Source organism: Corynebacterium coyleae, assembly GCF_030408635.1.
Taxonomy (GTDB): domain Bacteria; phylum Actinomycetota; class Actinomycetes; order Mycobacteriales; family Mycobacteriaceae; genus Corynebacterium; species Corynebacterium coyleae.
On record NZ_CP047198.1, the window covers coordinates 2,091,203 to 2,103,247 of the forward strand.

Here is a 12,045-nt window from a genome sequence, read left to right on the forward strand (position 1 = left end):
TTGTCCACCACCATAACGCCGGGGTGCGACATCACTTCCCACGTTTTGACTGCCGGGGGCGTGGAATCGTCGAAAAGCAGTGCTCAGAGGGGATGTTCACCCTTAGCGAACATCCCTGAAATACACATTTTCATGCAGTTTGCAGCCCGGATTAAACGGGTGCCCGCACGAGGGGCACGCGGCCCCATACTCGGCGTGCGTCATCATGTAACCGCACGCGCCGCACATCACAGAGCGCAGTTGCTTATCGACGCCCACAAACCGGTGATCCGCCAACTCGTCATGGCACAGCGAACAGGCCCAGAGTTTGTGGCAGGCCCCGCAGGTGTTGGCAACGACGTCGCGCTCCGAATGCCAATGCGCGCACCGGCCTTGCGGGTCGACGTCGATACCGTGGATTTTCATTAATTCACCGGGATTACGGAGCCGCTGTACTTCTCGCGGATCCACTCTGCGGTCTCCGGCGAGCTCAGGTCCGCCGCCAGCTTCTCGATGCGAGGATCCTTCGCCGCGTCCTCATTGGCTGCGAGGATATTCACGTACGGGTTGTTCTCCGGGCTTTCGGCAATGACAGAGTCCTCCGACGGGTTCAGGCCAATTTCCAGAGCGAAGTTCGAGGTTACGATGACACCAGCGACAGACTCGTCCGACAGCGACTGAATAACCAGGGTGTCTTCGACCGGGACGATCTCAATGTCCTTCGGGTTGTCGGTGATCGACTGCAGGTTGATCTTGGACACGTTTGCCGGATCAATCTCCTGGTCCAGACCGATGACGCCGTTGGCCTCCAGCAGGATCAGCGCACGGGCAAGGTTGGACGGCGAGTTATGAGTCACGATCTTCGCCCCCTGCTCCAACTCGTCAATGGACTTGATGGAGTTGGAGTACATCCCCATCGGCTCAATGTGGACTCCGACGATGTTGACCAGGTTCTTGCCAGTCTGAGTATTCCAGTCCAGCAGGTACGGCGAGTGCTGGTAAAAGTTCGCGTCCGCGGAACCGTTGGCCACCGACATGTTCGGTTCCGACCCACCAGAAATGACCTTGACATCCAGCTCATACTCTGGATTTTGCTCATCGACGTAGCGCAGAATCTCCGCGTGGGGCGTGGCTTGCGCCAGGACGGTGAGCGGTTCTTCACCGCCTGAATCACTGGAGCAAGCAACGAGGCCGAGGCCAACTGCGGCAAACAAAGCAATGGACGCGAAACGCTTCATGGGGAAGCCCTTTCCCTATCGTGAACAACTTTGTCTGCCAATACTAGACTATGTGGTTCACAGTAGGTCAAGAATTACCGAATCCGCGATCCCAAGCACCGCCTCACGTGCATCTTCAGCGGTCCGGGCGGCAAGGGCAGCATCGGCCATCTTCCGGCAGGTATCCATGTCGTGCAGGCGCAGCGCCGCGCGCACTGCGTTGACCTTGCCGGGCGCCATAGACAGCGACTTCACGCCAAGGCCGACAAGGACGAGGGCCATGAGCGGGTCGCCGCCGGCCTCGCCACACACGCCGATGGGTTTGCCAGTAGCTTCACCGCCACGGCAGGTCTCGCGGATCATGGACAGCACCGCGGGCTGCCAGGGCGAGAGCAGTTCGGCGAGTTCGCCCTGCATGCGGTCAGCGGCCATCGTGTACTGGGAAAGGTCGTTGGTGCCGATGGAGCCGAAGTCCACAACGTCGAGCACCTGCCCGGCGCGAATCGCGGCCGCAGGGGTTTCGACCATGATGCCCACCTGCTTCAGGCCAGCAGCGCGGGCGCGTTCAGCGAACCACTCGGCCTCCTCGACCGTGGCGACCATGGGCGCCATCACCCACAGTTCGGCGTCCGGGACGTTGCGCTGCGCGTTGGCGAGTGCCTCCAACTGGTCGGCGAGCAGATCCTCGCGGGCTTGGGACAGGCGCAGGCCGCGGCGACCGAGGGCTGGGTTTTCCTCCTCGCCAAGGTCCGCAAACGACAGCGGCTTGTCGGCGCCGGCGTCGAGGGTGCGCACCACCACGCGGCGCTCGCCGAAGGCCTCGAGGACCTTGGTGTAGGTCTCGGTCTGCTCGTCCACGCTGGGCGCGGAGTCGCGATCCAGGAAGAGAAACTCAGAGCGGAACAGGCCGGAGCCTTCCAGGTCGTAGCCCGCAGCCTTCACCGCGTCTTCGGCAGTGCCGATGTTGGCCAGCAGTTTCACGGCGTGGCCGTCGCGGGTGGCGCCGGCGCCGGCGGAGCCTTCCAGTGCGGCGGCGCGGCGGCGGGAGCGCTCGTCGAGTTCGGCGACGTCCTCATCGGACGGGGCGACGATGATTTGGCCGGTGCTGCCGTCGAGGGCGATGCGGGGGTCGTCGACAATCGCATCGGAAATGCCCTTGACCTGCACCGCAGCGGGGATGCCGAGCTGTGCGGCGAGGATCGCGGTATGCGAGGTCGCGCCACCCGCCTCGGTGACAATGCCGAGCACCATCGCCGGATCCAGTGTGGCGGTCTCAGCGGGCGCAAGATCGTGCGCGACCAGGATCGACGGCGCCGTCAGATCCGGCACGCCCGGCTCCGGCAAGCCGCGAAGGCGTGCGGTGGCGCGGTCGCGGATGTCGTAAAGGTCGGTGACACGCTCGGCCATGTAGCCGCCGAGTTTGCGCAGCTTGTTCGCGTACGTCTCCACCGCGTCGTGTACCGCTTTGGTGGGGCCGCTGCCCTTCTTCAGTTCCTTGTCCACCCCGCGGATCAGGCCACGATCCGTGGCCAGCGCCGCGGTGGCCTCGAGCACCTCCTGCGACGCCTTCGAGTTGGCGTGCGCCGCGCGTTCGCGTAACGACGACGCCACCTCCCCCAACACTTCCCGTATCCGCTGACCATCCGCCTCGGGGTTCACGGAGGCGGGCTCGTGGTTATCGATACCCACCGCCGGGGTCACTACCGCGACGGGTCCGCAGGCAGTACCAGCGGACACACCAATGCCGTGAAGAACTGTGCGCTCAGTCATGCCACCGAGCCTACTCGGCGGGCGTGATCTCGAGGATCGCATCTCCAATTTCGACGGTGCCATCGGCCACGTCGTTTACTCCGCCGAGTTTCTTGGAGTTGACCACGGTGGTGATCACAGTGGTGTCGACCCCCTTGGCGGCAATCGCCGGGAAGTCCACCTCCGCCAGCGCGTCACCGGCAGCGACCTCCTGTTTCTTCTCCACCAGCGGGGTGAAGCCCTCGCCCTCGAGTTTCACGGTGTCGATGCCGATGTGCACCAGCAGTTCCGCGCCGTCATCAGTCTTGATGCCGTAGGCGTGGCCAGTCTTCGCCACAGAAATCACCTTGCCCGCAGCGGGCGCAACCACGGTGAGTTTGTCATTCGCCGGAATCACACCAACAGCCTGGCCGAGGGCGCCGGAAGCGAAGGCGGCGTCGTTAAGCGCTGCCATCGCCACAACCTCACCAGCGACAGGAGCGAGCACTGTGCTTTCAGTGCTTTGCGACGACCCCACAACCGCAACCGGCTCCTCCTCACGAGCAGCAGCCGCGCGAGCAAGCGCGTCCGCCTTCTCCTCAGGGGTGCGGTAGTCGGTGATCAGGATGATGAAGAACGAGGTGAAGAACGCCACTGCGATGGCGATCATGTAGACCCACATTGGGTCGAACACGAACATGGTCGGGATGGAGGTGAACACGAACGCGTTCGTCTTCACGCCACCGAACGGGGTGCCCAGGATCGCGATAGTCAGGCCGCCGGCGAAGCAGCCGACGAGCATGCGCGGGTAGATCTTCTTAAAGCGCAGGTGGATACCGTAGAGCGACGGCTCGGAGATGCCGCCGAGCAGGCCCGCGGCGAGGGCGGAACCGGAGGTCTGGCGCATCAGCGGGTCGCGGTCACGAATAGAAATAGCCAGCACCGCGGCGGTGGCGCCGAAGCAGGCAAAGTTCCACGCACCCATTGGTCCCTGGATGAAGTCGTAGCCAAGGGTGTTGATGTTCACCAGCATCAGCGCGTTGAGCGGCCAGTGCAGGCCAAGCGGAACCAGGAACGGGTAGAGCATCGGGATCAGCAGCGCGAACAGGAACGGCGCATTGCCGTTCATCCACGCCAGACCAGTACCGATCCACGCGCCGAGCAGGTAGCCGAACGGGCCGATGATGAACGCGGTGACCGGGATCATGACCAAAAGCGTCAGAAACGGCACGAACACCATGTGCACCGCAGACGGAATGATCTTCTGCAACCCCTTGTACAGCAAGGCCGCAACGGCTGCCATGATCAGCGGCACGAACACGTTGCCGTTGTAGCCGTTCAGAATCATCGGCAGGCCGAACACATCGACGACGTCGGTCGGTGCGCCGAATAGGTCGATCACCCGTGCCTCGGGGTGGTCCACCAGGTTCAGGTAATCCGGGGTGAACAACGCCAGCATGATCGCCGCTGGCACCCACGGGTCGATGTTGAGCTTCTTGCCCGCATTGTAGGCCACCGCCACCGGCAGGAAGAAGAACACCGAGCCCCACATGGCGTCGACGAACTGCCAGCCCGGCGTCTTCACTTCCGCGTGGAAGTCAATGATGTGAAACGCGTCAAGGAACGCCGCAAACGCGATGATCAGCGAAGCACCGAGCAGCACGCCCAGGATCGGGCGGAACGAGTCCGAGAGGTACTCGAAGAACGCGTCCAGCCACGGCATCTTGCCCTTGGCCTTGTCGCGCTGCTGCTTCTTCAACTCATCGTTGGAAACCGAGCGGCCCGCCATCTCGGGCAGGTTATTGATCGCGTTGTACACCGTAGCCACGTCACCACCGACGATGACCTGGTAGTGGCTGCCGCCCTGGGGGACCGCGCCCATCACTTTCGGGTTTGCTTCGAGGCGGTCTTTGTCGGCCAGGGAGGCGTCGTTGAGTTCGAACCGCAGTCGGGTCGCACAGTGCGTCATCGATGCGATGTTGTCGGCCCCGCCGATTCCGGCGAGGATATCGGCAGCCTGATCTTGCAGGCTCGCCTTAGTGGTCGCCATGCTGATGCTCCTTTCAACCACATGGTTTAGTCACATCAAACGTTAGTTGGTTATAACCACCGTGCACAATTAGCAGGGGTCGAGATATTCCTCACGATCCGACAACACTCGCGCGTTCCCGCCGTAGTTCTTCTTCGCAGCACACAGCGCATCGGTGTCGTGGCCAAAATCGAGGTATACCGGGTAAATATCGTTGCCATCGACCTGTGCGCGAAGCGACGGGCAGTGGCCTGGATAGGTGAACTCAGCATTTCCATCGCCGAGATACGCAATGTCAAACGCAAGCTTGGAGTGTGTCGAGCCAATATCTCCGTCCGCAATTACGGAATCGAGAATGAGAATTCCTCGTCCATCACAATTCGGCGCAGAGATTTGACGCTTAACCCCTTCAAACTGCGCCTCGATAATCACGCCATCGCTGTCGCGCTTAATCCCCCAGTTTGGGTCGAGTGTGCTCGATGTCGGCACAGGAGTGGAAGCCTTCGCCTGCTTCTTGTGCGGCGGCTCCTGACCAGGCGGGTATACGCCGCAGCGTGGCTCCTTATCCGCCAGGGATTCGGGAACGCCGAGCTCCTCAAGACGACCCGGGTTAAAGCACGGCCGCGCCATACCCATGCCATCCCACACGCCATCGGACTCTACTTCTACCCAGTGCTTACCGTCCCACTGCGCGAGGATGATGTTGCCGGAATTCGGAACTCCGGGACGAGTGAATCCACCTTCGCAAGGACCATACAGCTCAAACTCTTCAAGCCCTGGCGAATTTTTGATTGCATCAGTGGAGCAATCCGGTGGGGGCAGCTGCGACGTTGTTGTGGTTGGCGTGGTAGGCACCGTTGGCTCCGCAAGCTCTGCTTGTTCACTACTGCCACAGCCCGCCAACGAGGCTGCGAGGAGTACTCCGGCTGCTGCGAGGGGCCAACGGCGCATCGTCGCTAAGCCTCCGGCTTCACCATCGGGAACAGGACGGTCTCGCGGATACCCAGCCCGGTCAGGGCCATGAGCAGGCGGTCCACGCCCATGCCGCAACCTGCTGTCGGCGGCATGCCCTGCTCCATAGCGGCGAGGAAGTCCTCGTCGAGCACCATGGCCTCGTCGTCACCATGCGCCGCCAGGCGGGCCTGGTCTTCGAAGCGCTCGCGCTGGATCACGGGGTCGATGAGCTCGGAGTAGCCGGTGGCCAACTCGAAACCGCGGACGTAGAGGTCGAACTTCTCGGTCACACCCGGCTGCTCGCGGTGGTCGCGGGTCAGCGGGGAGGTCTCCACCGGGAAGTTGATGACAAAGGTCGGCTCGTAGAGCTGGTCGGAGCAGAGCTCCTCCCAGATTTCCTCCACAAGCTTGCCGTGCAGCCAGCCTGCATTCTCCGGAACCTTCAGACCGATAGTCTCGGCGATGCCCTTGAGTTCCTCCACGGAGGAATCGATGGTCACCTCAGGCTGGCCCGGGAACTTACGCTGCAGCGCCTCGTTGAGCGACGGGTACATCTCCAGTACCTTCCACTCGCCGCCAAAGTCGTACTCGGTGCCGTCAGCCAACGTGACCTTCTGGGAGCCGAAGACTTCCTGGGCACAGAACTGGACGAGGCCCTTCATGGTTTCGGCGCCGTCCTTGTAGGTACCCCACGCCTGGTAGGTCTCCAACATGGTGAACTCCGGCGAGTGGGACGAATCCACGCCCTCGTTGCGGAAGTTCTTGTTGATCTCAAAGACGCGCTCCAGGCCACCAACAACGGCCCTCTTCAGGTAGAGCTCCGGCGCGATGCGCAGGTAGAGGTCAATGTCCAGCGCGTTGGAGTGGGTGACAAACGGACGCGCCGCAGCACCGCCGTGCAGCGTCTGCAGCATCGGCGTCTCAATCTCCACAAAGTCCAGGCCCGTCAGGTACTTACGCACCGCGGCCATGACCTTGATGCGGGTCATAGCGTTCTTGCGTGCGTCCTCGCGCATGATCAGATCCGTGTAACGGCGACGGACGCGCTGCTCCTCGTTCATGTCCGCAAACGCGACCGGAAGCGGGCTCAAGGCCTTCGAGGCCATGTGCCAGGACTGTGCCTGGACGGAGAGCTCGCCTCGTCGAGAAGCAATGATGCGCCCACGAACCGAGACAATGTCACCCAGGTCCGTGTCAGCCTTCCACTGCGCGAGGGCTTCCTCGCCCACCTCTGCCAGCGACAACATGACCTGCAACTGGGTGCCGTCACCCTCCTGCAAGGTGGCAAAGCAGAGCTTGCCGGTGTTGCGCTGGAACATGATGCGGCCGGCGACGGCCACCACATCCTGGGTTTCCTGGCCGGCCTCAAGGCGGGTCACACCGTCGCCTTCGCCCTCTTCAACGACCTGGTACTTCGCCCGCAGGTCCTTCAGCGAGGTCGTACGGTCAACTTCGACGGGGTAGGCATCACGGCCCTCGCCGATAAGCCGTTGCCTCTTCTCCCGGCGGATTTGCTGCTGCTCTGAAAGATCCTGCGTACTCACGCCGGTCAATCGTAGTCTATTGGCAAAGCGGAAGATCCAGACGCTGCTCTTCCGAGTTCAAACCGTTAATAATCATGAGGTATTCAGGCTTGTCCTGCGGCACCATCACATAGGCAGGCGGGTTCGCGTCCGGCAACTCATAGGAGTTCACGGTGCACTCACCGGAGCCCAGAACGACGGCCTCGCGCGGGTCCGGCACCGCATCGTCGCGGTCATACTCGTCGGCGTACTTCACCACAGACACGCCCAACTCTGCGTTGGCGCAGCGGATCTTGCCTTCCTGGTCCGGATCGGTCGAGCCGTTCTCGCAGCGCAGGTCCTGCCAGCCCTTCTGGCCGGACTTCTTGGACACGATATCCGGGTACTCCTCGGCGATCTGCGCCTCCGCACCCTCCCAGGCCTCGCCACGGTTGGCGGACCAATACCACAGTGCCGCAATGGCGATCAGCAGCAGCGCCAGGATCGCGATGATCCACGGCCACGGAACCTTCTTCTCGTTCGTCGCCGCCGGACGGGTGTAATTGCCGTCCGGGCCGTACGCGTACGGCTCAGGGCGCTTGCGATAGCCGTCCTCCGGGTTGGGGGCCACGTCGATGTTGGACGCCTCCTGGGGCGCCTCGCCCACCGGCACCATATGCAGCACATCCGCACAGGTGCGCACGCCCTCGCGTGGGGCCTCGCCCGTCATCAGACTGACCACGCTGGCGAACTTGTCCACATTCGCCTTGGCCAACTCCTCATCCGAGCCAACCGCGTCGGTACTCGGACCAACCAGGGTGAGCTTCACCGGGGTGGTCGACCACTGCGGCTGCACCAAGAGGCGCTCCGGCGAAATAGAACGGGAGACGAACCCGGACAGGCCCTTCAAGTCGTAATCGTCGATGGCCTCGGCCACCGGGGCAAGCAAGTCGCGCACTTCCTGCTGGGTAAACGTCGCGCCCTTTTCCGCAATGAGGTCGCTGAGCGGCGTGCCGGTTGCGGCCTCGCGCAGGACGAAAAGCTGCCCTTCGTCGGTGGTGCCCACACTGCGCGGCTGGAACGCGCCCGGATGCGCCGCCAACGCGAGGCGGCTGTTGAGCGTGTTCACGTCGGCGCCGAGGTGTTCCGCCACCTTCGTGTCAAAGACCTCCACCTCTACGGCGTGGCCTTTGTCGTCCGACGCGGTGTACAACGTGGACGTTTCAGTACGGCCGCTTTCACGCACCTGCTCAGGGGTGAAGGCGAAGCCGAAGCGGTCGGCGAGGATTCCGGCGATGTTGGGCACAGACATGCGCCGCATTCTACCGCCTGCGACCGCAGCCCGTTCGGCTACCTGTCTTCTTCGATGTGCTTGAAGCCAATCCCGAGCGGCAAACCGACGTTGTCGGCCAGGCGCACAGGGCCGAGGTCGACGGCGGCGAGGAGGCGGGCGTCGCCACGCTCGGGCGCTTCGCGCATTGCCAGATCGCGCAGCTCAAGGTAGGCCGGTTCAAGGCCCTCGGCGGCGAGCACACCACGCACGGTTTCAAGCACGACCTCGGCGCCCTGCTCAGCGGCGTGGGCGCCTGCGGTCAGCGCCGCCGGCAGTGCGAGAGCGGCCTCGCGCAGGTCCTCCGGCACGTCGGCGTTGCGCAGCGACACCGCCAGCCCGTTCGGGGTGCGCACGGTGGGCACGGAGTGCAGTTTGACCTCCATACGCAGGCCAGAGACCGCATATTGCGTAGCCACGAGCACCTCAAAGTCCTTCTCCCCCAACACCACATCCGTCGCGTGCGAGGCGTTAATCGCCGCGAGAATGCGCGCCACCTCGCGCTGCGTGTGCTCCGGGTCCTCCAGCGGATCCGCCCCGGAATCCACCCGCACCTTGGTCTCCAGCGGGCCGTGGAACACCACGTCCACCTTCTCGTCGGCGAAGATGTCCGGGACCTCGTCGCCAGTAAACGTGACCACGACATACGAGCCGAGCAGGGACTTCGCCGCACGGATCAACTCGATGTGGCCCGCGTGCACGTCGCGACCCAACGGCACGACCACAACGGACTTGCCAATCTTGCGAAACGCCCGCCCGTACGTCGCCAGCAGCGCCTCATCCGTAACGACGACCGCCTTACCTGCCTCAAACGCCATCTCTCTTCCCCTTTATCTTCCCTCGTATTTCTGAATAACCCACAGTTCCGTATCCGTGTCCTGCTCCATCTCACCGCGTCGGCGCTGCAGATCCACAAACAGCCTGCGCACCCCGGGTTCCGGCAGTGCGTCGAGCATCCGATCCAGTTCGTTGACGCTCCTTGCGTATCGACGACCCGACGCCGCCTCGATGAACTTCTCCGCCACCGCCTCAAACGCAGGAACCGTATCGATGAGCAGCTCGAGCGCGTCATCGCGCACCGTCGCTTCCAGTGCGCGAAGTTCTTGGGCGGCGGCGATGGTGGGGCGGACGGTGCCGTCGATACGCATGCTCGTGCCGCCGATCTCCGCGATGAGCAGCCCCACGACGGTTTCGCCGAGTTCGTCCGCGGCGGAGGTGACCCAGATGTTGTCGAAGAGGTTGTGGGCGCACATGGTGATGGCCTGGGACGTTTCGACGTCGTCAAGCAACTGCGGGCCTTCCTCCAACGCGGTGTGGAGGAACATCTGCTGCGGGCGCGCGTAATCAGCCAGGATTTCTGCGGCGGCGCGGATATCGTTCGCGGAGCCGTCGATGAGCACGAGGTCCACGTGCGCGATTGCGCCCGGGTCGGTGTTGATATCGATCGGGCGCACGGTGTGCCCGGCGCGCTCCATGTCGAGAGCGAGTTGGCTGTGGCCGGGGATTGCGCCTACGAGCAGGCGTGGCGCCATTTACTTCCCCCGGCGCGCGAGCAGTTCAGCGACGGAAATGGAGTTCTCGCGCTCGTCACGACGACGGCGGCCCGAACGGTGCGGCTCCTCCTGCGGTTCCGGTTCCGGGGTTGGCTCCGGCTTGGGTTCTGGCTGCGGTTCCGGCTTGGGTTCCGGCTTTGCTTCTGCTTCCGCTTGCGCCTTTCGTTCGCTGATCAGGTCAGACAGCGGGTTGCGTGCGGGACGGCCGGACGGCTGGGTGCCAATGCGGCCAGCGATCGCATCCGAGCTCGGCGCACCTGTCGGACGCACGCGGTCGAGCACAACCGTGTCGTCGGTCGACGGCGATGGGCGCGCTGGTTCTGGTTCTGAGATCGGTTCTGGTTCCGGGGTGGGTTCCGGCGCTGGCTCTGGCTCTGGGGTGCTCTCCAACTCGGAGATGCGACGCGCAGAGGCGCGCACGGCGGCTGGCTCGTACTCGAAGACGCGGCCGTTGAGCTCCTCCAACTGTGCTCGCAGTGCCTGGATCTCGTCCTGCAGCGCGCGAAGGGCTTCCATGTCCACCGCGGAGCCCTCGCCCTGCGGCAACGCTGCGATGACCGCCTTGTGGCGTTCTTCCTGCTCGCGGACTTGTTCGCGGGCGGCTTCGGCGTCCCGGGTGGCGTCGTCACGCTCGCGGCGGCTGCGGAAGTTCAAGATCAGCCCGGCCGCGCCCGCCCACAGTGCGAAGATCAGGGCGATCTTCAGCGCGTTGGCGGAGTTGGTAAACAGCATGACAACGGTGCCAATTACGGCGACAACAAAGGGGACGATGACCCACAGGGTTGCGCTGTCACTGGATGTGTTTTTGGCACTCATGCCCAACACTCTAGCCAACCCCCTGCCCGTCGGCGGGTGGCGACACCTCGCAGTTTTTCTCCAGCACCAACCCGGCAACACACAGCGCGATGCCACCGAGGGTGCCCACGGTCAGCGGCACGACGTCCTCGGATGCGGCCGCCAGCACGTCGAGCCTGCGCACCACATACATCAACGCGCCTGCATACATGCCGCCGCAGATCGCACCCGCCCACGCGCTGGCCTTGCCGAACACCATGAAGTTCGCGGCCTGCATCGGGTTGAGTTGGCTGCGGTCCAGCCCCACCTGGCCGTCCTTGCGGCGCTTGTGCACCACCCACGCCAGCCACCCGGCGACCGCGGCGATGCACCACAGCGACAGCGACACGATTAGGTCCAGCGACTCCAGCCAGCTGTAATAACGCCGCACCACAATCAACGCAGCTGCGGCACTGAAGCCAGCGGCGGCAATGATCCCCTCGATCGGCGTGCGCTTCATAGTTTGCGCACCCCTTGATCCTCCAGGCCATCGAGCAATTCGCGTATCGACGACCCCCTCAACTCCGCACCCGGATCAATCTCCAACCACGGCTCGAGCACAAACTGGCGCAGGTGCGCGCGCGGGTGCGGGACCGTCAGCACCGGGTCGTCGGAGGTATAGCCCTCGATCCAGACAATGTCCACGTCCAGGGTGCGAGGGCCCCAGCGCTCCACGCGCACACGGTCGGCCTCGTTTTCCAGGCGCTGGCAGCGCTCGAGCAACTCGTGCGGGGTTTGGTCCACCTCCACCAGCAGGCTCTGATTGAGAAAGTCCGGCTGGTCGGTTTTTCCCCAGGGTGCGGTGGCGTAGATGGAGCTGGCTGCGACGGTTTCGTCAGCGAACTCGTCGACGACCGCGCGCAGGTGCGCACGCGCATCACCCATGTTCGATCCGGAGGACAGCACTGCGCGCATGGGC

General features: G+C 63.7%; 12 protein-coding genes. All 12 read right to left on the bottom strand.

Annotated features, from left to right (window positions below; all coding sequences use genetic code 11):
- Nucleotides 1-102: 102 nt before the first annotated feature.
- The gene (locus CCOY_RS10230; protein ID WP_092100641.1) at nucleotides 103-405 is read right to left on the bottom strand and encodes a CHY zinc finger protein; all 303 of its coding nucleotides are present in this window, start codon (nucleotides 403-405) and stop codon (nucleotides 103-105) included.
- Entirely contained in the window at nucleotides 405-1,217 is an 813-nt protein-coding gene (locus CCOY_RS10235; RefSeq protein WP_092100645.1) for a MetQ/NlpA family ABC transporter substrate-binding protein, read from the bottom strand. The genes CCOY_RS10230 and CCOY_RS10235 overlap by 1 nt, the downstream gene beginning before the upstream one ends.
- A gap of 57 nt (nucleotides 1,218-1,274) precedes the next feature.
- Nucleotides 1,275-2,966 carry a phosphoenolpyruvate--protein phosphotransferase gene (gene ptsP, locus CCOY_RS10240; RefSeq protein ID WP_092100647.1) on the bottom strand — a complete coding sequence of 564 codons (1,692 nt, stop codon included), beginning with the start codon at nucleotides 2,964-2,966 and terminating at the stop codon, nucleotides 1,275-1,277.
- Nucleotides 2,967-2,976: 10 nt separating this feature from the next.
- Nucleotides 2,977-4,974: a glucose PTS transporter subunit IIA gene (locus CCOY_RS10245; RefSeq protein WP_092100649.1), complete on the bottom strand. Its 1,998-nt coding sequence runs from the start codon at nucleotides 4,972-4,974 to the stop codon at nucleotides 2,977-2,979.
- Nucleotides 4,975-5,043: 69 nt separating this feature from the next.
- On the bottom strand, nucleotides 5,044-5,904 hold the full coding sequence (locus CCOY_RS10250) for a hypothetical protein (protein WP_141750397.1): 861 nt from the start codon (nucleotides 5,902-5,904) through the stop codon (nucleotides 5,044-5,046).
- Between the two features lie 5 nt (nucleotides 5,905-5,909).
- Complete coding sequence (lysS, locus tag CCOY_RS10255; RefSeq protein WP_070820576.1) at nucleotides 5,910-7,451, bottom strand: lysine--tRNA ligase; 1,542 nt, start codon at nucleotides 7,449-7,451, stop codon at nucleotides 5,910-5,912.
- Between the two features lie 16 nt (nucleotides 7,452-7,467).
- Entirely contained in the window at nucleotides 7,468-8,721 is a 1,254-nt protein-coding gene (locus CCOY_RS10260) for a hypothetical protein (protein WP_092100653.1), read from the bottom strand.
- Nucleotides 8,722-8,759: 38 nt separating this feature from the next.
- Nucleotides 8,760-9,557 (bottom strand): pantoate--beta-alanine ligase, encoded by a 798-nt coding sequence (locus tag CCOY_RS10265; protein WP_092100655.1) that lies wholly within the window; start codon nucleotides 9,555-9,557, stop codon nucleotides 8,760-8,762.
- Between the two features lie 12 nt (nucleotides 9,558-9,569).
- Complete coding sequence (locus CCOY_RS10270) at nucleotides 9,570-10,271, bottom strand: 6PGD fold domain-containing protein (RefSeq protein ID WP_092100657.1); 702 nt, start codon at nucleotides 10,269-10,271, stop codon at nucleotides 9,570-9,572.
- Nucleotides 10,272-11,108 carry a DUF6779 domain-containing protein gene (locus CCOY_RS10275; protein ID WP_092102826.1) on the bottom strand — a complete coding sequence of 279 codons (837 nt, stop codon included), beginning with the start codon at nucleotides 11,106-11,108 and terminating at the stop codon, nucleotides 10,272-10,274.
- A 10-nt stretch (nucleotides 11,109-11,118) separates the two neighbouring features.
- On the bottom strand, nucleotides 11,119-11,586 hold the full coding sequence (locus CCOY_RS10280) for a DUF3180 domain-containing protein (RefSeq protein WP_070568713.1): 468 nt from the start codon (nucleotides 11,584-11,586) through the stop codon (nucleotides 11,119-11,121).
- The gene (folK, locus tag CCOY_RS10285) at nucleotides 11,583-12,041 is read right to left on the bottom strand and encodes a 2-amino-4-hydroxy-6-hydroxymethyldihydropteridine diphosphokinase (RefSeq protein WP_092102829.1); all 459 of its coding nucleotides are present in this window, start codon (nucleotides 12,039-12,041) and stop codon (nucleotides 11,583-11,585) included. Before folK ends, CCOY_RS10280 begins: the two co-directional genes overlap by 4 nt.
- Nucleotides 12,042-12,045 lie beyond the last annotated feature (4 nt).

Coding starts and splice junctions, on each gene's coding strand:
- CCOY_RS10275 (WP_092102826.1), bottom strand. CDS start 11,108: ATGAGTGCCAAAAACACATCCAGTGACAGCGCAACCCTGTGGGTCATC.
- CCOY_RS10235 (WP_092100645.1), bottom strand. CDS start 1,217: ATGAAGCGTTTCGCGTCCATTGCTTTGTTTGCCGCAGTTGGCCTCGGC.
- CCOY_RS10245 (WP_092100649.1), bottom strand. CDS start 4,974: ATGGCGACCACTAAGGCGAGCCTGCAAGATCAGGCTGCCGATATCCTC.
- CCOY_RS10230 (WP_092100641.1), bottom strand. CDS start 405: ATGAAAATCCACGGTATCGACGTCGACCCGCAAGGCCGGTGCGCGCAT.
- CCOY_RS10260 (WP_092100653.1), bottom strand. CDS start 8,721: ATGTCTGTGCCCAACATCGCCGGAATCCTCGCCGACCGCTTCGGCTTC.
- folK (WP_092102829.1), bottom strand. CDS start 12,041: ATGCGCGCAGTGCTGTCCTCCGGATCGAACATGGGTGATGCGCGTGCG.
- ptsP (WP_092100647.1), bottom strand. CDS start 2,966: ATGACTGAGCGCACAGTTCTTCACGGCATTGGTGTGTCCGCTGGTACT.
- CCOY_RS10250 (WP_141750397.1), bottom strand. CDS start 5,904: ATGCGCCGTTGGCCCCTCGCAGCAGCCGGAGTACTCCTCGCAGCCTCG.
- CCOY_RS10270 (WP_092100657.1), bottom strand. CDS start 10,271: ATGGCGCCACGCCTGCTCGTAGGCGCAATCCCCGGCCACAGCCAACTC.
- CCOY_RS10280 (WP_070568713.1), bottom strand. CDS start 11,586: ATGAAGCGCACGCCGATCGAGGGGATCATTGCCGCCGCTGGCTTCAGT.
- CCOY_RS10265 (WP_092100655.1), bottom strand. CDS start 9,557: ATGGCGTTTGAGGCAGGTAAGGCGGTCGTCGTTACGGATGAGGCGCTG.